This window comes from Halomonas salsilacus (genome assembly GCF_051216275.1).
Lineage (GTDB): Bacteria > Pseudomonadota > Gammaproteobacteria > Pseudomonadales > Halomonadaceae > Halomonas.
On record NZ_JBPKAQ010000017.1, the window covers coordinates 1 to 20,786 of the forward strand.

The following is a 20,786-nucleotide window of genomic DNA, read 5'->3' on the forward strand; positions in this document are numbered from 1 at the left end:
CCTGGACAAGGTGATTCGCACCATGCGCGATACCGGTGCCGACATGCAGGCCAAGTACAAGGAGACCTCCCGGGGCGGGCTCGCCGTCAACGCCATCGAGTGCTGAGGCATCTGCGGCGCCCGGCAGCCGATTGTCGCCACGGCTACCACTGCAGAAAGGCTGGCCCCCCCTCGGGAGCCAGCCTTTCTGATGTCAGGGCCATGGTGTCACATGCTTAGGAAAGCACTGACGGCTCAGCTTGCCAGATAGGCCAGGGCGCCCGCCGCCATGGCCTCGATGCCGGTTCGCAGTGTCACGGGGTTGCCCGGGAAGTAGTAGGGGGAGTGGGGCATCTCCAGCTGTCGCATCTTCTCTGCCACACTCGTTCCCGGCGTCTCCACCCAGCGTGATTCTGGCGTCGCGCCGATGAACCAGTAGACGCAGGGGATATCCTCTCCGCCGAAGCCACCGGCCTCGGCGTTGCCGAAGAACGGGAAGTCCTCGCTGCCGTTGAGCCGCGGCATGGCGTAGAGGCTGGCCTCACCGAAGTGCTCAGCGTGGGCGCGGCGCACCCGCTCCACTGCCGTGGCATCGTTGTGCAGGGAGATGGTCTCGTTGAGGACCCGGAACTCCGGAGGCGTCGGCGAACGCCCGGCCTCGCACTCGGCGCGGATGATACGCTCGATGGCGTCCACCACGCGGGTATGCAGGGTGTTGTCGAAGCTGCGGATGTTTATCTCCAGCTCCGCCGAATGCGGGATAATGTTGGCCTGGGTGCCGGCGTGCAGCTTGCCGACGGTGACCACTACGGTCTCCTCCGGCGGCACCTCGCGGGAGACAATGGTCTGCAGGCGGGTGACCACGTGGGCGGCGATCACCACCGGGTCCACCGCCTGGGCGGGCATGGAGCCGTGTCCGCCCGCCCCGTGAATTTTCACCGCCAGGTTGGTGCAGGCGGCCATGGCACCGCCGGCGATATGCCCGACGGTGCCCGCCAAGGCCGGCATGTTGTGCTGACCCAGGACCACGTCCGGTCGTGGGAAGCGCGTGTAGAGGCCGTCGTCGAGCATCGCCCGGGCGCCGCCGAAGATCTCTTCCGCCGGCTGGCAGATCAGCATCAGGGTGCCGGACCAGTGTGCCCTGACCCCCGCCATCACGGCGGCGGCGCCTACCACGCAGCTGCTGTGCAGATCGTGGCCACAGGCGTGCATCAGCGGCACCTCGTTGCCATCCTCGGCGACGGCGGTCTCGCGGCTGGCGAAGTCGAGCCCGGTCTCCTCCTTAATCGGCAGCGCGTCCATGTCGCCGCGAAGCATTACCGTAGGGCCCTCGCCGTTGCGCAGCAGGGCCACCACGCCGGTGCCGCCCACGCCGCGGGTCACCTCATAGCCGAGCTCCTCCAGGGCCTCGGCGAGTCGCGCGCTGGTCTTGTGCTCCTGAAAGGGCAGTTCGGGGGACTGATGCAGCTGTTGGTAGAGCGACTGGATATCGTCGAACGTTGCCTCTACCTGGGCGCCGATGGCGCCCTTGACATCGAAATGGTCGGTCTGGGTAGTCATGCGGGTCTCCAGGTGCGGGTCAGAGGGTGGATGATGCCGTTGCCGGCTGCGCCGGCTTGAACAGCATCTGCCAGACAGCGACCACGGCCACGTTGAGCAGCATGGCCCAGACGCCGGCGTGCCAGCCCAGCGGTGAGCTCCAGACGAAATCCATCAGCAGGTAGGCGAGGCTGCCCGCCAGGGCGCCGGCCATGACGCTGGCGCGACGCAGCCGCGGGAGGAACAGCGCGCCGAGGACCATCGGGAACAGTTGGACGATCAGCCCGTAGGCACCCAGCAGCAGCAGCACCAGCGAGGCGGGGTTGGCCAGGGCGAACAGGTAGGCGATCAGCGACAGGCCCAGCACGCTCCAGCGCGTCGCGCTCACGGTAGCCTTCTCGCTGGCCCCCTTCATCACGGTGGGGCCGACCACGTCACGCACCAGCACGATGGCGGCGGTATGGGCCAGGTTGGCGCCGGTAGACATGGCCGCCGCCAGGGCGCCGGAGAGCATCAGGCCGATGACCCAGGGCGAGAAGTTGGCCACGTCCATGACCATGCGCAGCAGCACAGTGTCGGAGCGCACCAGGGGCTCGTCGGCGAAGACCAGAATCCCGGCGAAGCCGATGAACAGCAGCGGCACCAGCAGGTAGGCATAGAGCGGATAGAAGACGCTGACCTTGCGCAGGGTCTTGCCGCTGTCGGCGGAGTAGAACTTCATGAAGAGATGCGGCCACATGGCGCCGCCGAAGGCGCTCACCAGCACCGCGGTGCTGAAGTAGCCCCAGTTCATGCCGGTGGCCCCGGGCATGGTCAGGTATTCGGGCATGGTCAGCTGGATCTGGCTGAACATCTCGCCGACCCCGCCATAGAGGCGTTCGGAGATCGACAGGCCCAGGAACCAGGCGATGGCGATCATCATGATGCCCTGGATAAGGTTGGTCCAGCCAATGCCGTTCAGGCCGCTGCAGAAGACGTAGGCGGCGACCACCACGAAGGCCAGCAGGGCGCCGAGCCAGAAGGGGATCAGGCCGTCGGTGGCGGCCTGGAACAGCAGGCCGGCGCCGGCGATCTGGATAGTCAGGTAGGGCACCAGGGCCAGCACGCCGATCACCCCGGCGAGGATGCCCAGCGGCTTGCTCTGGTAGTGGTCGGCGATCATGTCGCCCTGGGTCAGGTAGCCCTTCTGACGCCCGAGTTCCGCGACCCGCGGCCCCATGGCCCAGATGGTGATCGGCACCAGCGACAGGTAGGCCAGGATGTAGAACGCGGGCGCGCCGTGCTGGTAGCTCCAGCCCGGCGCCCCCAGGAAGGCGAAGGCGGAGAAGATCTCGGCGCCGAGAATGAAGAACAGGATCACCACGCCCACGTGGCGGCCGCCGGCAACATAGCCCTCCAGGCTGGAGTTCTCCTGGCCGCGGGCGCGCAGGCCCACCCAGAGCACCATGGCGAGGTAGGTCAGGGTGATGCCGATAACGATCAGTGAATCACTCATGGCGGCCACCTCCGTGACGAACCACGAAGGCCACCCACATGCCGGCAAACAGCACCAGCATCCACAGGATGTACCAGAAGAACAGGAAGGGGAGGCCGAGCACGGTGGGCTCGATGCGGTTGGCGATCAGGGCGCCGGGCCAGATCATGGCCAGGGTGCACAGCGCAAAGTGCAGCCCCGTCAGCAGGTGATAGTTCTTGGTCATGGGTCGTCCAGCTCGCGAAGCGAGTCTTGTTATGGGTTGTCCTCTCACTATGAAACAGCGATCCTGATAGCAAAAATATGGCTTTCGCATGGCTGGCATGCCATTTGGATATGGGCAGTCATGCAATGGAGAGCGTCAGCGTATCGAGGTAAACCATGGAGTTCCGTCAGATCAGCTATTTCGTGGCGGTGGTGGAGACAGGCTCGATCTCGGCGGCCAGCCGTCGCGTGCATATCGCCCAGCCGGCACTGACCCGTCAGATACGACTATTGGAGGAGGACCTGGGCACCCGGCTGCTGGAGCGACATGCCCGAGGCGTTCGCCTGACGGTTGCCGGCCGGGCGCTCTATGAGGACGCCGTCCAGCTGCTCGATGCCCGCACCCAGATCAGGACGCGGCTCGCGGCGCTGGGCAGCGGGGTGATCGGCAAACTCAGCCTGGGCATCACGGTGGCCCACCTGTGGGTCCCCGAGGTCGCCAGGTTGCTGGGCAGTTACCGGGAGCGCTATCCCCGGGTGGCCTTCGAGGTCTTTCCGCTGCTGTCGGGCCCCCAGCTCGACCGGCTGCGAGAGGGCACGCTGGATGCCGGCATCCTCTACCTCGACAGCGCCGAGCAACCCGGTCTCGAGACGCGACTGCTGCAACATGACCACCTGGTGCTGGCGGTGCCCGCGGCGTCGCCCTGGGCAGACGTGCCACCGCGCCAGCTGCAGGAACTCAAGGGTGCCGACTTCGTCTGGGGCTTCCGCAGCGCCTCGCCGGTCTACTACGATCGGGTAGTGGCCCACTTCGCCCGCCTGCAGTTCGAGCCGCGGGTGGTGCAGTACGGAGCCGACAACATCACCATCCTCAGCATGGTGGCTGCCGGCCTCGGCATCGCCATCGTGCCCGCCGCCAGCAGCTGGCACCCCATGCCGGGCATCCGCTTCCTGGGACTGGCCGAACTCGATGCCTGCGACATGCCGCTGTGGCTGGCCTGGCGGTCGGGCAATGACGCGCCCGCGCTGCATAACCTGGTGGCGCTGGTGGGTGATTGCTTCGGTGGGGAGGAGAAGCAGTGAACGGGGGCTGCGCTAGACTGGCAGCAGGTCGAAGTGGGTCAGCAGCCAGACCGTCAGGCTGATCGTCACGAAGGAGGCCAGGGTACTGGCCATCATGGCGGCGGCGCTGACGTCGCCCTGGCCATACTGCTTGCCGAACAGCGGGTAGACGCTGATCATCGGCGCGCAGGCGAACAGCAGGGCCCCGGCAATCAGCAGTGGGTCCGGGTCGGGCAGCAGCAGGAAGGCGGCCAGTACCGCCAGAGGGTGGAGCAGCAGCTTGCCCAGCACGACCTGGCCGACATCCTTGGCCATGCCGCGTGCCTTGAGCCCATGCAGCATGCCGCCGATGGTGAACAGCGCCGCGGGGCCGGCGGCCTCGGCGAGCATGCTGATGGCCTTGGCCAACGGGCCCGGCAGGCGCAGGCCGCTCAACGCGAGGATGATGCCGATGAGCAGGCCGATCAGCACCGGGTTGCGGGTCAGACGGGCGAAGGTCTGGCTCACCACCGAGCCCAGGCCGTTGCCGTTCTGGCGGCTGGCCTCGGCCAGGATCAGCGCCGCGGGGATGATGATCAGCGTCTCCACCACCATGTTCATCGCCATGAAGATGGCCGCCGGCGGGCCGATGGCCATCAGCGCCACCGGATAGCCGATGAAGCCGCTGTTGGAGGCGGACATCCCCAAGGCGTGAATGGCCCCGGCATCCAGGCCCTTGCCGCGCAGTCCCACGGAGAGCGCCAGGCCGATCGCGAAGACCGCCAGCGATCCAAGACCGTAGGCCAGCAGGTAGGTGGGGTTGAATACCTCCGCCAGCGGATGGTCCGTCAGGGCGCGGATGATCAGCGATGGCAGCGCCAGGTACATGACGAAGGTGCCCACGCCCTGCATGTTGTTGCGGCTCATCAGGCCGGAGCGGGCGGCAATGAAGCCGGCGCCGATCAGCAGGAAGATCGGCAGGGTGATGGCCAGTATCTCCAGCACGGTGTTGCCTTCCTTGGTGTGGTAGAGGAAATCAGCTGACGCTGGTGCGAATGAGTTGGGCCTTATCCTGCAGCAGGGGCAGGTAGTGCTCCGTCAGGGTGGCGTGGCTGATTCGCGCGGCATTGGTGCTGATATTGATGGCGCCCAGCAGCTTACCGTTGGCATCGAAGGCCGGCACCGCGATGGAGCGAAGGCCCGAGTCGAGCTCCTGGTCGGCGATGGCGTAGCCTTGCTGGCGCACCTTGAGGATGCACTCGCGCAGTTTGGCCTTGTCGGTGATGGTCTTGTCGGTATGCTTTTCCAACGCCACCCTCGCGAGCCAGGCATCCAGCTCGTCATCGGGCAGCTGGGCCAGCAGTACACGGCCCATGGAAGTATGCGCCGCCGGCAGGCGCGTCCCCACCGAGAGGGTGATGGCCATCAGGCGGTGGCGTGAGGAGGAGCGCGCCACATAGGTGACCTCGTCGCCGTCCAGCACTCCCAGGGAGGAGGACTCCCCCGATTCGCTGGTGATCTCCTCGAGCACCTGCTGGATCACGCTGCGGTAGTCGTTGGCGGAGAGGAAGGCGTAACCGAGCTGCAGCACCCTGGGTGCCAGCTCGAAATAGCGCTGCTGCTTGCGGACGTAGCCCAGGGCATGCAGGGTCAGCAAAAAGCGCCGGGCGCGGGCGCGGTTCATGCCGGTACGCGAGGCCACCTCGCTGAGCGTCATGCGCGGGTGCGCCTCGTCGAAGGCCAGGATCACCTCGAGCCCGCTGGCCAGGGCGGTGACGAAATCGCGGTTATCGGGCGCCAGTGCCTCATCCTGTTCTACGCTTGCCATCCTTCATGTCCTTGATTGATATCCTGGGTCGTGTTGCTCGACGGCTCGGCCCAATCTAGCATAGTGTTCGAATTGCGAACACTTGTACGACTTTTTGGCTAGCGTTCAGCTGGCCCCTGACTAGCCGGAGATCACCGATGCTCGCCGCCCTGATCCAGCACCCCTTCATGAGCCAGTCGGCGCTGGCCGAGTGCAACGCCGAGGCCATGGTCCAGGCCATGCTGGCCTTCGAGCTGGCCCTGGCCGAGGTGCAGGAGGTCCACGGTGCGGTGCCGGAGGGTGCCAGCCGTGAGATGCGTCACGTGCTCGATGCGTATGCCTTCGATGTCGACGCCATCGCCGCCGGTGTGGCCAGCGGCGGTAATGCGGCGATTCCCTTCGTCAAGCAGGGGCGCGCCGCCCTGCCCGATGCGCTCAAGCGCTTCTTCCACCAGGGGGCCACCAGCCAGGACGTTGTCGATTCGGCGCTGATGCTGCTGCTCATGCCGCGCCTGGCGGCCCTGGATGCCCTGCTGCTGGAGGGGGCCCTGGAGCAGGCCGCGGTGCTCCTTGAGGGGATGGAGGTGCATCCGGAGGCGATGCGCCGCAACCTGGCCACCACTGGCGGCGGGATCATGGCCGAGCCGGTGGCGAAGCTGCTGGCGCCGACCCTGGGGCCGGGCGCCGCCAAGCGCATCAGTGCCGAGGCCGCCGAGGCGGCGGGCCTGCACGGAATTCCCTACGCCTCAGCGCTCAATGCTCAATGCTCACCCCGAGGTGCAGGGCCGTTTGGACCCTGAGGCGGTGTCCCGGGTCACCGAGCTAGCATTATACCTTGGTAGTAGCCGGCATCAGCTGCAGCGCGCCCTGGCCTGGCTACAGGGCGAATAATTGCTTGGAAAATCGACTTCTTGTGGGGTCATTTGAGCAGGGGAGGCCGAGCTTTCCTTTCCAGGTTCACCAACATTTCCAAGTTCACCAGCATTCACTGACACGTTTCCTGCCTACTCCCACATACCTTCGATTATCCAGGCTATTGGCACTCCCCTTTACTCCAGTGTCGCCAGGGCGGCTTCCAGCGAAGCCTGCTGGCGACGCTCATATAGCGATATCTCGTCGGTGACCGGCGCTCCCAGCGCCGCCTCGAACTGGGCCTGGTTCGACTGGTTGGCATACTCGTCGCGCACGCAATCTCCCAGGTTGGATTGGAAGATGCCGGCGGCGCTGACGGGCAGAAAGTCTTCGTAGATCATCGGGCTGGCGATCAGGGCGCCGGCCTCGATTAACGTTTCGACGTCTGCCCCCGTGGCGACGGCCGCGGTGGGTATAGCAGCACGGTAGTGGTAGAAGGCCAGGCCTTCGCGACGCAGGGTGGCGTAATCGTCCGGGAATGCCTGGAAGACTTCGACGAGCCTAACTTGATGGGCCTCGTTGTCTGGTGCACTGCCCCGTTCCCGAGAGACAGCCAGCAAATGATCGTAGAGTTTACGCCCCTTTCGGGTGAGCGCCACGCCACGCTGCTCAATCTCGCCGAAGCGTGCGGAATGCTGGCCCTCCTCGTTGCCATCGAAGGAAATAGATTCTTCCAGCGCCTTGAAGCTGGTCTGGCGGAGCAGGATCGGGCATTGGCGCCGTGGGGGACCTTCGATGATCGCCTTGGGGTCGATGCCAGCCCGGTGCATGCGACGCTGGACTTCGTCTATATCGAGGGTGCGCGGAGTCAAATGGTTGATATGCGGACCGCGAAAGCAGACTACGTCGGCAATCAGCCGGTGCTCATTGCACAAAGCCTGGTAGGTGGCTAGGTCTACGGTGGCTTGCTGGTGCCAGCGGAAGGTCTCCAACGCCTCGGTCACAAAGCGGTGTGCCTGATCCGGGGTCAGCCCACCCTGGGACTCGGCGGTTTCGATCAGCTCGCGTGCCCCTAGGGTGAAGATAACGCGGGCGGCTAGGATCTCGGTGGCTCGCTCACGCAGTTTTCGGTTCTCGATAAGCTCAAGACGCAAGAGCGAGGTGAAAACTCGGAAAGGATTTTGCTTGAGCGCTGCGTCATTTACCGGGCGAAAGGCCGTCGAGTGTACCGGTACGCCGGCCATAGAGAGATCGTAGTAGCCCACCGGGTACATGCCCATCACCGCAAACATCCGGCGCATCATGTCCAGTTCCTGGGCAGTGCCCACACGTATGGCCCCGTGACGCTCGACATCAACGCGAGCTAGTTCTCCACTCCGCTCTAGTTCCGCCACGAGTGCCGGGTTGGCATCGAGGACCTCTCGGTTGATCGTCTCGACCAGTTTGATCAGGGTGCCGTACTGTGGCACTTCCTGGCGGTACATCTCGGACATGGAACGGGAAAATATGTCGCGAATCTGGTCCTTGGGAAACCACTGGCTCATTGCGCTTTCCTTGCAAGGGGGTGTCAGGGGCGAATAACCAACCGTTCAATATCCCTGGTTCCAGCATGGTGAGCAACCTGCGATGGCAACCTGCGATGGCAACCGGCCTGTGGCTTCCTCATTTACCATGGACTGGAGGGGGCGAGATCAGGGCAGCGTCCATTTCCCGATGTATAGCGCTGCCGGTGGTTGCGGCGCACTGCGCATTGGAGATGGTGCCGATTTCCTCTACGGTCTTCTGAGCCACTGGCTGCTCTTGCACCCGAGTAGTCAGGCGCCTCTTGTAATATTAATTATTTCTGTATTAATTAAATATTGCCAACTGACTCAATTGAGTGAAGCGGGAAAGGCGTGTATCAAGGAGAGGGTGAGAGGGAATGGTTCTCAGGAAGCGTAAGACTTAAGGCGTGTTCCTGCCCTCTAGACGACTACCGTACTCTGTGCATGAAATGCGAATATACGCACGCTTAGCGAACAAATTGGCGAGTGAAGGAGATAGACATGAAAAAACTGCTCAACGCGCTCTGCGTGGCTACCTGTAGCGGTGCCGTAGCACTGACCCTCTCCGTCTCCACCGCGCATGCCGAGGAGTGGCCCACGGGTGATGTGCGCTTGGTGGTGCCTTACGCGCCGGGCGGAACCACCGATGTGCTGTCGCGCCGTGTGGCAGATTTGCTGAAGGACGAACTCGACGCCAACGTCGTGGTGGAGAACCGCCCGGGTGCTGGCTCCACCGTGGCCACCGGCCGCCTTGCCCGAGGCGGCCGAGATGCCGATCACACCATCCTGATGGCCTCTCCCGGCCATACTATTGGGGCGGCTATCTATCCTGATCTCGCCTACGATCCCGTGGAAGATTTTGTGTTCATCCAGAACTTGATCGATATTCCCAATGTAATGGTGGTGCCCGCTGACAGCCCTTACAACAGTGTGCTGGAGTTCGTCGAAGCGGCCAAAGAGCAGACCATGACCTTCAGCCACAGTGGCGTGGGCAGCTCTATCCACATGTCCGGCGAACTGTTCAAGACACTGACCGATACCAACATGACGGCCGTGCCCTTCGCCGGCAGCGGTGCTGCCCTGCCGGCGCTGCTGGGTGGCGATGTGGACGTCTCCTTCGAGAATATGCCCACGGTGCTTTCGCACATCCAGTCCGGAAGCCTGAGGGCGCTGGCGGTCACCTCTGAAGAGCGCTCCCAGTTCCTTCCTGACGTGCCAACCCTCAAAGAGATCGGCGAGTACAACCTTGACCAGTTTGTCACCACCGCTTGGTTTGGCCTGATCGCTCACAACTCCTTTACTGAAGAGGCGACCGAGACCTTGCAGAAGGCCCTGCAGGAGGTGATGCAGCGCGAGGAGTTCCTGAGCTTTGTCGAGCAGTTGGGGGCAGAGTCGGGCACCATCGCCGGCGACGAGTTCAAGTCGTTCATCACCGAAGAGGTCGCGCGTTGGGATGAGGTTGCTGAGCAGGCCGGCATCCGTCAAGAGTAACGCCTTGGCCAATACGTAGCGTGATGAGGCGAGGGCTTTGGCTCTCGCCTCACTTGCTTTCCATGTCGAGAGGACATCCCCGATGACAAGATCTTATTCAACCGGCGGCACGCTGATCAAAGATCCGTGGGATGTGGTCGCTGGCGTGGTGTTGCTGGGCTTTTCATTGCTGCTGCTATTCTATCTGGTGCCGAACTATATCGGTGAGCCGCCCATCCTGCAGAACCCGATGATGTCGCCTCGCTGGCTGCCCAGGATCGTGGGCTGGCTAATTCTGGTGTTCGCGGTGATGTTGATTGTGCAAGGATTCTTGCCATCGAATGATGACGAAGAAAGCGGCCGGCGCTTCGAGCGGGGGCCGTGGCTGCGCTTCGCACTGATGGCACTGGCGCTGATTGTGTATGTCGGTCTCTTCGAGGTGCTTGGCGCAATTTTGAGCGGCATCCTGGCTACCTCCATCCTGTTCATAGCCCATCCTGTCCGGATCTGGTGGGTCTACAGCCTGGCTGTTGTGTTTCCTGTTGGTGTCTCGCTTCTATTTACCGAGGTCATGAATGTACCGCTGCCGTTGATGCCGTTCTGATGGGTCGGCACTCACTGAAGATCAGGTGACATATGGATAACTTTACGGAAGTGCTGCAGCTCTTCTTGGCCACGGAGAACTTCCTGGCGATAGCCATCGGAGTGGTAGTTGGCGTGACGGTCGGTTCCATTCCCGGCCTGACGGCGACCATGGCAGTGGCGCTGGCACTGCCCTTTACCTTCTCGATGCAGCCGGTGGCAGCCATCCTGCTGCTGGTGGGCATATACAAGGGTGGCATGTATGGCGGCTCGATCACTGCAATTTTGATTCGTACGCCGGGCTCGCCGGCCTCTGCCTGTACGCTGTTGGATGGTTATCCCATGGCGCAGCAGGGAGAGGCCAAGAAGGCGCTGAAGATGGCGCTTTACGCGTCGGTGATTGCCGATTTCATCTCCAATATTGCGCTTATCTTCTTTGCTGCATACTTGGCGAAAATCGCACTGAACTTCGGTGCGCCGGAGTTTTTTTGGCTTATCTGCTTCTCTCTGACCATTATCATTTCGTTGGCGAGCGGCTCGATGGTCAAGGGACTGTTGGCCGCACTTCTTGGCATACTTCTCTCATTAGTGGGACTTGATTCGGTATTCGGCTCGCAGCGACTGACGTTCGGAAACTACAACTTGATGGATAGCATTTCGTTCATACCTCTGCTGATCGGGCTATTCGCTATCCCGGAGATCGTCGAGTTCTACCGCAAGAAGATAGTTCCGCATCTGCGTGCCAAGGCCAGCGGAGCTGGTGTCTCATGGGCTGAACTCAAGGCCAGCCTCAAGAGCATCATTCGCGGCAGCCTCATCGGCGTGATTATCGGGGCTATTCCCGGCACCGGAGCCACTGCGGCAGCGTTCATTTCCTACAGTGATGCCAAGCGCCGCTCGCCCCACCCCGAGCGTTTCGGCAAGGGTGAAGTGGAAGGCGTGGCAGCCTCCGAGGCGGGAAACAACGGCGTCGCTGGAGCAACCATGATTCCACTGCTGTCTCTGGGAATTCCTGGTGACGTGATTACCGCCATCATCCTGGGTGCTTTCATGGTCCACGGATTGACGCCGGGCCCGATCCTGTTCCAGGAGAACCTGACACTGATCTATGCGCTCTTCCTCGGCATTATGCTCAGTTCGGTTATCCTGCTATTCGTGGGTACCGCCGCGATTCGCTATTTTTCGCTGATCGCGGACATTCCCAAGGCGATCCTGTTCCCGATTGTTTTGATGTTCTGTGTGTACGGGTCCTACGCCGTCAACAACGACACCTTCGACGTGTGGCTGATGTTGGCCTTCGGCCTGGTGGGCTATGTGTTTAACCGCACCGGTATTCCGGCGGCCCCCTTCCTGATCGGCTTCATTCTGGGCCCGATGTTTGAGGACAACCTGCGGCGCTCATTGCTGATCGGCTCTAACGATCTGTCGATCTTCGTGCGGGGGCCGATCACCTGGTTCTTTATCGCCTTGACAGTGGGCTCCATCCTGCTGGCCATCTATCGCTACTTTGCTGCCCGCCATCATGCAAAGGGCACAGTCGACAAGCCAAGGTAGGGCACGTCACGATTTGACTCGGGGTGTCTTCGACAACCCACGCAAGGCCAGGGAATGGGCAATGATGAGTCAGCCACGGCCCACGTGGTTGACTCGTTGTGATGACAGGGAGTGAGCCGCCCATGAGATCTACTAGAAGCGTGTCAGCTGCGGGTGTCTGGTCCAGCCGCCTGCTTGCTGTATCGGTCATACTGGCAGTGTGGAATGAGCTCACCGGATCGGCAACTGCCGCCTGCCTGGCGCTATCCATTGCTGTCACTGGGTTCGACCCTGTTTGGCATCGTGCTCAACTTCGGGGTGCTGAACCTGTTCATGTCGCGCTTTACTGGCATGACGGCGGGGCAGATCCGTCTTCGCTGGAACGCTGTCTTCCTTGTGGCCTCGCTGACGATGGCCGCCCTGCTCTTTCGACTGGCAAGCTGAATGAAGGAGCTGACAGGGGAGAGCGACGAATCAGCCGACGGTGACGCCGCCGCAGACAAATAAGGTCTGCCCGGTGATGAAGCCGCTGCGGGAGTCGCAGAAGAAGCTGACCGCTTGGGCGACGTCCTCTGGCTGTCCCATGCGCTGTACCGGAATGTTCTCGATGATGCGGCGTGCACGCTCGGAGTTGGGCGGGTTGTTTTCCCAGAAGGCGCTTGTGGCGATGGGGCCCGGTGCGACGCAGTTGACGGTAATGCCATCTGCGGCCAGCTCCAGCGACCAGGTGCGGGCCATGGATTGCAACGCTCCCTTCGTGGCGCTGTAGAGAGTGCGTGCCTCCTTACCCAGCACCACACGGCTGGCATTCATGACGATACGACCTTGCCCGCGCTCGCGCATGCCGGGCAGCAGGGCCTGGGTACACACCAGGGCGGAGCGTACGTTGAGGTGCATCAGTGGGTCGAAGTCCTCGACCCGAGTCTCGTCGAGCAGGGCCGGGCGCACGACGCCGACGTTGTTGACCAGACAGTCGACGTTGTGGTGCCGCGCAATCTTGTCGAGCACCTCGCGGGTCGCCTCCACCTCACCGAGGTCAACGCGGCGTGCATCGGCCTTGAGCGACTCGGATTCGGGCTCCTCGATATCCAGCACAATGGTGCGATAGCCGTCACGTTGCAGGCGCAGCGCGATGGCCTGGCCGATATTACGGGCTCCGCCGGTGACGACGGCACAGGGTTCAGACATTGTCAGGCCTTCTGGAGTGAGTGTGCGGTTTAGCACACGATGAAAGAGTCAACATTACGTACGCAATGTGTACACACGTTTGCTCAATTCTCCACTGTGCGCGCCTTATCACCGGAGACAATGCGACCTTTGTCGCCACGGCTCAGAACACAAACCGAAAGGAGAGTGCCATGCAAGATTCGTCTCATGTCGTGGTAGTTGGCGCCGGCACTATGGGGTCGAACCTGGCCCGGCTGATGATCACACGCGGGTTGCCTGTGACAGTTCTGGATATCGACCCTGACAGGCTGGCTCGCTGTCGTAAGGCCCTGGAGACCGCCGCGAGCCATGGTGGTGCTGTCCGCTTCGTCAGCGAGTGGGAGCAGGTTGACGATTTTGGCGCGGTGGTGGAGAGCGTGACCGAGAACCTTGATCTGAAATGCCGTGTGTTGAGTGAGGTGGAAACACATGCTCGCGACGGCACTCTAATCATGACCAACACCTCGGGGCTTTCCATCAATGTGTTGGCCGACTCCCTGGTTCACCCCGAGAGGTTTGTGGGCGCCCATTTTTTCAACCCCGCCGACGTAATTCCCGCCGTGGAGGTGGTGCCTGGGCGCTTCACTAATGCTGAGACTGTGGAACGGGTGTGCCAGTGGCTAAGGCGTCTGGGGAAACGGCCTGCGGTGCTCAAGCAGGAAGTTCCGGGGTTCGTAGCCAACCGTATCCAACACGCGTTGATGCGTGAGTGCCTGGCGTTGTTGGAACAGGGCGTGGTCGATGCCGAAGCGCTGGATGATATCGTGCGTTACTCCATCGGTATTCGCTTGGCTCTGAATGGGCCGCTGCGGCAGCGGGATCTCAACGGGTTGGATACTCATCTCAACATCGCGCGCTACCTCTATCCGGATCTGGAGAACAGCACCAGACCCTCTCCCGTGCTCGAGTCCCTGGTGGCCGAGGGGCGGCTGGGTCGTAAGAGTGGTCGGGGTTTTTATGAGTGGCCTCAAGGTGACGCCGAGGCCTATGACAGGCAGGAGCGCGAGTTGCTCGAGCGCCTTCTCTCCTTGATGGCGGGGACCGACTCTGACGTTATCCCAACAATATAGGTCGGGCGCTAACTCGGGGCCTACTTCAATTGGGTGTTTCGCTTTTACGCCGTGAGCCAATTATTCGCTGACGATCAATTTTAAATCAATTTGCTAATGTGGGGTGGTGTTGATGGGTGCGCTTACTGGCATTCGTGTGCTTGATTTGAGTCGGGTTCTGGCTGGCCCCTGGTGTAGTCAGGTGCTTGCTGATCTGGGAGCCGATGTCGTCAAGATAGAGCGAGTGGGTTCTGGTGATGATACCCGGGCCTGGGGCCCACCCTTCATGAAAAATGAGAAAGGAGTGAACTCGCAGGAGTCGTCGTATTATCAATCCACCAATCGCAACAAGCGCTCCGTGGCTGTCGATATTGCCAGTGAAAAAGGACAGGAGATCGTTCGTGCTCTGGCCGCTGAGAGTGATGTGCTGATCGAAAACTTCAAGGCGGGCTCCTTGAAGAAGTATGGACTGGATTACGAATCACTCTCCATCCTCAATCCGAGGCTAGTCTATTGTTCGATTACCGGCTTTGGTCAGACTGGCCCGCGTGCACAAGAACCAGGTTATGATTTTATCATCCAGGGAATGGGTGGGCTGATGAGTATCACCGGTGAACGTGATGGTGTGCCAGGCGGCGGTCCGCAGAAGGTGGGAGTTGCGGTGACTGACGTGATGACAGGGCTTTATTCTGTTATTGCCATTCAGGCAGCACTGCTGGCGCGGGAAAAGACGGGCAGGGGGCAGTATTGCGACATGGCGCTTCTGGACGTTCAGTTGGCAGCACTTGGAAATCAAAGCCAGAATTATCTCAGTACCGGTGTGCCCCCCGGTCGTTATGGCAATGCGCACGCGAACATTGTTCCCTATAATTCATTTCGTGCCTGTGATAAGGATTTTATTATCGCCTGCGGGAATGATGCGCAATTTGTAGCCCTTTGCAGCGCTATTGGTTTGTCAGAGCTTCCTGCAGATCCCAGGTTTTCCAGAAACGAGGATCGGGTCAGGAACAGGGAGGCCATTACGCAGATTCTTTCGGATCACTTCATGAGTGAAAATGCAGACGTGTGGGTGGAGCGGATCAGCAAGGTCAAGGTTCCGGTTGGTGTTATCAATGACATTGCCGATGCTTTGACAGAGCCCCAGGTGGATGCTCGTGGAATGCTGGTGAAAATTCCACATGCCATGAATCCAGAATTCAAAATGGTGGGCAGCCCAATACATCTTTCAGATACTCCTGTTGAATACAGGCGCCCAGCCCCACTGCTGGGTGAGGATACTGATACTGTTCTGTCTGAATACCTCGATCTCACCTTGGAGCAGTTATCTAAGCTTAAGAGTGAAGGGGTGGTGGGTTAGTCATCAGGTATTTAATGATTTGTTCTCACCGCTGAGGGTTGCTGCGTTACCGTAGCATCGTCTCGGCGATGATGAAGGCCCATGGCGAGGCGCTCATCCTGGTGCGGGCCCCTATGCATCAGGCGCTGCCGTTCACCTCGGGCCTCGTGGTGTCCCGTGTCACCGAGCCAGCATTATACCTTGGTAGTAGCCGGCATCAGCTGCAGCGCGCCCTGGCCTGGCTACAGGGCGAATAATTGCTTGGAAAATCGACTTCTTGCGGGGTCATGCGAGCAGGGAGGCCGAGCCTCCCCTTTTCCATGGGGGTTAGGAGCCAATTGACGACCGCGCGGGACGGGAGTAGATTGTTCGCATCACAAATCAATGTTCGACATGCGAACCCATCCGACCTTGTTGCCGGGAGGACGCCCCATGGCCCAGATCATCCGTATGGCCACCGGCGGCGTGGGACAGGATATTGCTACCTTGATTGAACGGGTACAACCGGAGAAAGACCATGGCATTTCTGACCATCAACGGACGCAGCGTCGCCTATCGGCTGCTCGGCAATGAAGCCAACCCCCTGGTGGTGCTGGCGCATCCGCTGGGCATGAGCCAGGCCGTATGGGACGACCTGCTTCCCCTACTGCTGCCGCGCTATCGAGTGCTTACCTGGGACCTGCCCGGCCACGGCGCCAGCCAGGCCTGGGGAGAAGGCCCGATTGCTCCGGCCGACCTGGCCGCAGATGCCCTGGCCCTGGTCGATCACGCCGCTGCCCCCCGCTTCCACTTCGCCGGCACTTCCATCGGCGGCGTGGTGGGTCAGCAGCTGATCAGCGAGCACGCCGAGCGCCTGCTCTCTGCCACCCTGACCAACACCGGGGCGGTGATTGGCAACGCCGAGCTGTGGAACACACGGGCTGGTCGCATTCGCCAGGAAGGGCTGGCGGCGATGTCCGCGGAGATCGTCCCGCGCTGGTTCGCCCCGGCCAGCTTCGCGGCTCAGCCGGCGCTCGAGGCGGGCTGGTGCATTCAGATGGGCCGGGGCGATGACGACTCCTACGCCAAGCTCTGCGAAATGCTGGGCAGCCACGCCTTCACCGGCAAACTCTCCGGCAAGCCGGTGAAGGTGCAGCTGATGGGTGGTAGCGAGGATCTGGCCACTCCGCCAGCAACGCTCGAGGCTCTCGCCGCCGAACTCGACGGCGCGCCCCTTGAGATCCTCGAGGGCGTCGGTCACGTGCCCTCGGTGGAGGTACCAGCGCTGTTCGCCGAGCAACTGCTGCACGTGATCGAGCAGGCCTAGGCGTTACGCCTGGACCCACACCACAAACAACTCAACCTGACGCGCTGCGGCGTGAAACGAGGTCACCATGTCCAACCCCTGCATCATTTGCGTTGCCATCACCGGCAGCCTGCCGCGCAAGGAAAACAACCCCGCGGTTCCCGTCACCATCGAGGAGCAGGTCGAAAGCACCCAGGCGGCGTTCGAGGCCGGTGCCACCATCGCCCACTGCCACGTGCGTAACGACGACCAGACGCCCAGCTCCGATCCGGAGAAGTTCGCCAGGCTGGTGGAAGGCCTGAAGAAGCACTGCCCGGGCATGGTCATTCAGCTCTCCACCGGCGGGCGCTCCGGTGCGGGCGAGGAGCGAGGCGGGATGCTGCCGCTCAGACCGGACATGGCCAGCCTTTCGGTGGGCTCCAACAACTTCCCCAACCGGGTCTACGAGAATTCGCCGCAGTTGGTTGAGTGGCTCGCCGAGGAGATGCTCAAGTACGACATCAAGCCCGAGATCGAGGCCTTCGACCTGTCGCACATCCACCAGGCGGTGGCCCTCTCCAAGCAGGGCAAGCTCAAGGCGCCGCTCTACGTGCAGTTCGTGATGGGCGTGAAGAACGCCATGCCGGTGGACAAGCCGACCTTCGACTTCTACATCGAGACCCTGAAGCGGCTGGCGCCGGATGCCCAGTGGTGCGGTGCCGGCATCGGTGCCAACCAGATCGTGCTCAACGAGTGGTCCATCGCCGCCGGTGGCCATACCCGTACCGGTCTCGAGGACAACATGCGCCTCGACCGCGACACCCTGGCCCCCTCCAATGCCGCCCTGGTCGAGCGCACGGTCGCCCTGTGCGAGAAGTACGAGCGCCCCGTGGCCACCTGGCAGCAGGCGCGGGAGATCCTCGGCCTCCAGGCGGTCTGAGGCCTCTTCCGGTATACCCTGAAGTCAAGCAATAAGCGCCGCCCTCAGCCACTGGGGGCGGCGCTTTGCTTGTCGATTATCAATGCAGCAGGAGGTGAAGCGTGACGATGACAGACAACGAACGTACGCCCGACCACGACGAGATTGTGCGCGTGGTGCAGGGCTATGTAGAAGGCTTTCAGGGCGGCATGATCAAACTCAGGGAGGCCTTCCACGAAGATGCCTGGATCCTGGCCCTGGATGCCGACGGGGCCTTCAGCAAGGATCTGGTCAGCGACCGTTTTGCGCGCTGGGCGGCAAGCCACCGGGCGGTGCGCGGGCGCATCATCCAGGTGACCCAGGCCGGCGAGGTGGCCAGCGTGCTGCTGGGCTTCGACAACACCGAGAACCTGGCGGACTCCTGGGTGGACGTGCTGGCCCTGATCAAGCTCGACGGCGTCTGGAAGATCACCCACAAGAGCGCCGTGCACAGCAGCCGGGCGGATTGGGCGAAGCCGCAGTAAGGCTGAAGTGGCGTTGGCCTGTCCGTCCGTCTGGCGCTACTCGGCAAACATCTCGAAGAGCCGGCCGCGCAGCCAGCGGTTGCCGGCATCCCGGTGGAAACGCCGGTGCCAGAAGAGGTTGATGGGAATCTCGGGAAAGGGCAGCGGATGCTTGTGCACCTTCAGCCTGAAGCGTTCCCGGGTGGCCTCGGCAAATTTGTCGGTGACCGTGACCACCAGATCGCTTTCGCTGATGATATAGGGCACGGCGGCAAAGTGGGGCAGCTGTAGCCTGATCGGGCGCTTGGCGCCCGCTCGGGCCAGCTCCTCCTCGACCATGCCGTGCCCGGTCCCCTTCGCCACCACCACGGCGTGGGTGGCGGCCATGAAGTCCTCCAGGCCAAACGCGCCCGCGGCCAGCGGGTGGTGCTGGCGCATGAGGCAGACATAGCGCTGCACGAACAGCCCCCGCTGATAGAAGCCGGCCCCCAGCTGGGGGATCAGGCCGATCGCCAGATCGATCTGCCCGTTCTCCATACCATGCTTGAGGTCCTCGTGGTGGCTGCGCAGGGTGCTGAGCCGGACGCCGGGTGCCTCCCTGGCAAGATATCCGAGCAGCCGAGGGAGAAATATGATCTCCCCGATATCGGTCATGGCCAGGTTGAAGGTGCGCTGGCTAGTGCCCGGGTCGAAGTCGTCGCGAAGGTTGAGGGTTTCATGCAGCCTGGCGAGGGCCTCGGCGACCCCCGGATGAAGCTGGCTGGCACGGGGTGTCGGCTGCAGGCCCCGCGAGGTGCGCTCGAACAGCTCGTCATCCAGCAGTTGGCGCAGCCGCTTCAGCGCATGGCTGACCGCCGGCTGGGTCACCCCGAGCTGGCCGGCGACACGCTGGGTGTTGCGCTCCCGGTAGAGCAGATCGAACACCACCAGCAGGTTCACATCGATCTCCGATAGCCGCAGCATGGCGGGATTTTTCCCTAACTGGTTGTAGGTAAATTGATATTACCTGGCTTCATTCATGTAATGAAGCAGGCTGAGTTGTGTGCATATCGCATCGCGCCTAGCCTGGGGTTCAAGCTGTCTTGCAGCATGACAATCACAATGTCCCTCACGGAGCGCGCCTCATCATGTCCAGCATCAATACCGCTTGCCCAACTTCTCCTCGCTTGACCGTCAGCATCGTCGGTGGCGGCATCGGCGGCGTGGCCCTGGCCGTCGCCCTGTCCCGGGATGCCGGCCTGGATGTCCAGGTCTTCGAGGCCGCAGCGCAGTTCTCAGAGATCGGCGCCGGGGTCTCTTTCGGCCCCAACGCCGTGCGGGCCATCTCCCTGCTGGGCCTGGAGGCACCCTATCGGCGCATCGCCGACGCCTCGCCGGCGCCCTTCGAGGACGTCTGGTTCGAGTGGCGGCGCGGCAGCGACGACGGCTACCTGACCGCCACCCTGGCCCCCGGCTGCGGCCAGTCCTCGGTTCACCGGGCCGACTTCCTGGATGCCATCGTCGCGCACCTGCCCGAGGGCATCGCCCACTTCGGCAAACGCTGCGTCGAGGTCACCCAGGATGGCGACAGCGCCACGGCACGCTTCGATGACGGAACCAGCTTCCGCGCCGATATCCTAATCGGCTTCGACGGCATCAAGTCGGCGGTTCGCGAGCATGTGCTGCCCCCGGTGCAGCACGGTGAGATCGCCCCGTTCTGGAGCGGTACCTACGCCTATCGCGGGATGATTCCCACCCAGCAGCTGGAGGCGGCCTTAGAGGCGCGGGGGGGCGACAGGCGCCTGGCCTTGGTGCCGCAGATGTACCTCGGTCGCGATCGCCACATCCTGACCTTCCCGGTCAAGCAGTCGCAGCTGATCAACATGGTGGCCTTCATCACCGACCGCTCTACGCCCCACCCCGAGCTTCCCGCCGGGGAGGAGTGGGTCCAGGCGGTGTCCCAGGCCGAGATGCTGAGCGTCTTCGAGGGCTGGGGAGCCGCGTCACAGGCCATTCTCGGCTGCATTGCCGAGCCGACCCGCTGGGCGCTGCATGAACTGCCGGAGCTGCCCCGCTACCACCGTGACCGGGTGCTGATCGTCGGCGATGCCGCCCATGCGCTGGTGCCCCACCAGGGCGCCGGTGCCGGCCAGGCGCTGGAAGACGCCTACGTGCTGGCCAGCCTGCTGACCGATGAGGCGTGTGACCGGGGTAACGCCGACCGGGTGCTGGGCGCCTTCGAGGCGGCACGCCACGCCCGGACCTGCAAGGTGCAGCGGACCTCGCACGAGGCGGGTGACGTCTATGAGTTCGCCGCTGCCGGCATCGGCGATGATGAGGCCCGGCTGATCGAGAATCTGGAGACGCGCTTCGACTGGCTGTGGAACCACGACCCGCACAGTGACGTTCAGGCCGCACGCCAGGTGCTCAATTGGGCTCCTGTGCCCCCCCACCGCTCGGCCTGATTGGGTCATGCCGACAAGCCCGCGACGGCCACGCCTGTGG

The 20,786-nt window shown here is 62.5% G+C and carries 21 protein-coding genes; 13 read left to right on the forward strand and 8 right to left on the reverse strand.

Features of this window, described 5'->3' with window-relative positions; translation table 11 throughout:
• Window positions 1-106: L-serine ammonia-lyase, iron-sulfur-dependent, subunit alpha (locus tag ACR80S_RS16940; protein ID WP_435403719.1), on the forward strand; the 106-nt coding region annotated here is incomplete at its 5' end.
• Window positions 107-234: 128 nt separating this feature from the next.
• On the opposite strand, the gene ACR80S_RS16945 is transcribed toward ACR80S_RS16940, so the two are convergent.
• The 3 genes from ACR80S_RS16945 to ACR80S_RS16955 are packed head-to-tail and all read right to left on the reverse strand — an operon-like array spanning window position 235 to window position 3,218.
• Window positions 235-1,539: an amidohydrolase gene (locus ACR80S_RS16945; protein ID WP_435402065.1), complete on the reverse strand. Its 1,305-nt coding sequence runs from the start codon at window positions 1,537-1,539 to the stop codon at window positions 235-237.
• A gap of 19 nt (window positions 1,540-1,558) precedes the next feature.
• Complete coding sequence (locus ACR80S_RS16950) at window positions 1,559-3,013, reverse strand: sodium:solute symporter family protein (RefSeq protein ID WP_435403879.1); 1,455 nt, start codon at window positions 3,011-3,013, stop codon at window positions 1,559-1,561.
• Window positions 3,006-3,218 (reverse strand): hypothetical protein, encoded by a 213-nt coding sequence (locus tag ACR80S_RS16955; RefSeq protein WP_435402063.1) that lies wholly within the window; start codon window positions 3,216-3,218, stop codon window positions 3,006-3,008. Before ACR80S_RS16955 ends, ACR80S_RS16950 begins: the two co-directional genes overlap by 8 nt.
• 155 nt (window positions 3,219-3,373) lie before the next feature.
• On the opposite strand from ACR80S_RS16955, the gene ACR80S_RS16960 reads away from it, so the two are divergent.
• Window positions 3,374-4,279 carry a LysR family transcriptional regulator gene (locus ACR80S_RS16960; protein WP_435403880.1) on the forward strand — a complete coding sequence of 302 codons (906 nt, stop codon included), beginning with the start codon at window positions 3,374-3,376 and terminating at the stop codon, window positions 4,277-4,279.
• A gap of 12 nt (window positions 4,280-4,291) precedes the next feature.
• On the opposite strand, the gene ACR80S_RS16965 is transcribed toward ACR80S_RS16960, so the two are convergent.
• Together ACR80S_RS16965 and ACR80S_RS16970 are read right to left on the reverse strand one after the other, a co-directional pair.
• A complete protein-coding gene (locus ACR80S_RS16965; protein WP_435403881.1) occupies window positions 4,292-5,242 on the reverse strand; it encodes an AEC family transporter in 951 nt (316 codons plus the stop codon).
• Window positions 5,243-5,273: 31 nt separating this feature from the next.
• Window positions 5,274-6,065 carry an IclR family transcriptional regulator domain-containing protein gene (locus tag ACR80S_RS16970; protein ID WP_435403882.1) on the reverse strand — a complete coding sequence of 264 codons (792 nt, stop codon included), beginning with the start codon at window positions 6,063-6,065 and terminating at the stop codon, window positions 5,274-5,276.
• 137 nt (window positions 6,066-6,202) lie between these two features.
• On the opposite strand from ACR80S_RS16970, the gene ACR80S_RS16975 reads away from it, so the two are divergent.
• Window positions 6,203-6,844, forward strand: coding sequence for a lyase family protein (locus ACR80S_RS16975; protein ID WP_435403883.1), 642 nt, complete (start codon window positions 6,203-6,205; stop codon window positions 6,842-6,844).
• Between the two features lie 249 nt (window positions 6,845-7,093).
• On the opposite strand, the gene hglS is transcribed toward ACR80S_RS16975, so the two are convergent.
• The gene (hglS, locus tag ACR80S_RS16980) at window positions 7,094-8,440 is read right to left on the reverse strand and encodes a 2-oxoadipate dioxygenase/decarboxylase HglS (protein ID WP_435403884.1); all 1,347 of its coding nucleotides are present in this window, start codon (window positions 8,438-8,440) and stop codon (window positions 7,094-7,096) included.
• A 501-nt stretch (window positions 8,441-8,941) separates the two neighbouring features.
• Here hglS and ACR80S_RS16985 point away from each other — a divergent pair.
• The 4 genes from ACR80S_RS16985 (at window position 8,942) to ACR80S_RS17000 (ending at window position 12,469) form a co-directional block, all read left to right on the forward strand.
• A complete protein-coding gene (locus tag ACR80S_RS16985; protein WP_435403885.1) occupies window positions 8,942-9,931 on the forward strand; it encodes a Bug family tripartite tricarboxylate transporter substrate binding protein in 990 nt (329 codons plus the stop codon).
• 82 nt (window positions 9,932-10,013) lie between these two features.
• Window positions 10,014-10,514 carry a tripartite tricarboxylate transporter TctB family protein gene (locus ACR80S_RS16990; protein WP_435403886.1) on the forward strand — a complete coding sequence of 167 codons (501 nt, stop codon included), beginning with the start codon at window positions 10,014-10,016 and terminating at the stop codon, window positions 10,512-10,514.
• 32 nt (window positions 10,515-10,546) lie between these two features.
• The gene (locus ACR80S_RS16995; protein WP_435403887.1) at window positions 10,547-12,046 is read left to right on the forward strand and encodes a tripartite tricarboxylate transporter permease; all 1,500 of its coding nucleotides are present in this window, start codon (window positions 10,547-10,549) and stop codon (window positions 12,044-12,046) included.
• Window positions 12,047-12,250: 204 nt separating this feature from the next.
• Entirely contained in the window at window positions 12,251-12,469 is a 219-nt protein-coding gene (locus ACR80S_RS17000) for a hypothetical protein (protein WP_435403888.1), read from the forward strand.
• Between the two features lie 30 nt (window positions 12,470-12,499).
• On the opposite strand, the gene ACR80S_RS17005 is transcribed toward ACR80S_RS17000, so the two are convergent.
• Window positions 12,500-13,213, reverse strand: a complete 714-nt coding sequence (locus tag ACR80S_RS17005) for an SDR family NAD(P)-dependent oxidoreductase (protein ID WP_435403889.1) — start codon at window positions 13,211-13,213, stop codon at window positions 12,500-12,502.
• 170 nt (window positions 13,214-13,383) lie between these two features.
• Here ACR80S_RS17005 and ACR80S_RS17010 point away from each other — a divergent pair, with 170 nt between their 5' ends.
• The 5 genes from ACR80S_RS17010 (at window position 13,384) to ACR80S_RS17030 (ending at window position 18,323) form a co-directional block, all read left to right on the forward strand.
• Entirely contained in the window at window positions 13,384-14,301 is a 918-nt protein-coding gene (locus ACR80S_RS17010) for a 3-hydroxyacyl-CoA dehydrogenase NAD-binding domain-containing protein (RefSeq protein ID WP_435403890.1), read from the forward strand.
• Between the two features lie 112 nt (window positions 14,302-14,413).
• Window positions 14,414-15,637 (forward strand): CaiB/BaiF CoA transferase family protein, encoded by a 1,224-nt coding sequence (locus ACR80S_RS17015; RefSeq protein WP_435403891.1) that lies wholly within the window; start codon window positions 14,414-14,416, stop codon window positions 15,635-15,637.
• A gap of 496 nt (window positions 15,638-16,133) precedes the next feature.
• Window positions 16,134-16,922, forward strand: coding sequence for an alpha/beta fold hydrolase (locus tag ACR80S_RS17020; protein WP_435403892.1), 789 nt, complete (start codon window positions 16,134-16,136; stop codon window positions 16,920-16,922).
• A gap of 67 nt (window positions 16,923-16,989) precedes the next feature.
• On the forward strand, window positions 16,990-17,820 hold the full coding sequence (locus ACR80S_RS17025; protein WP_435402054.1) for a 3-oxoadipate:acetyl-CoA acetyltransferase: 831 nt from the start codon (window positions 16,990-16,992) through the stop codon (window positions 17,818-17,820).
• Window positions 17,821-17,927: 107 nt separating this feature from the next.
• Window positions 17,928-18,323: a nuclear transport factor 2 family protein gene (locus ACR80S_RS17030; RefSeq protein ID WP_435403900.1), complete on the forward strand. Its 396-nt coding sequence runs from the start codon at window positions 17,928-17,930 to the stop codon at window positions 18,321-18,323.
• A 36-nt stretch (window positions 18,324-18,359) separates the two neighbouring features.
• Here ACR80S_RS17030 and ACR80S_RS17035 read toward each other — a convergent pair whose 3' ends face one another.
• Window positions 18,360-19,265: a LysR family transcriptional regulator gene (locus ACR80S_RS17035; RefSeq protein WP_435403893.1), complete on the reverse strand. Its 906-nt coding sequence runs from the start codon at window positions 19,263-19,265 to the stop codon at window positions 18,360-18,362.
• A 164-nt stretch (window positions 19,266-19,429) separates the two neighbouring features.
• Between ACR80S_RS17035 and salA the strand changes: the two genes are divergently transcribed.
• Complete coding sequence (gene salA / locus ACR80S_RS17040; protein ID WP_435403894.1) at window positions 19,430-20,746, forward strand: salicylate 1-monooxygenase; 1,317 nt, start codon at window positions 19,430-19,432, stop codon at window positions 20,744-20,746.
• Window positions 20,747-20,786: the final 40 nt, after the last annotated feature.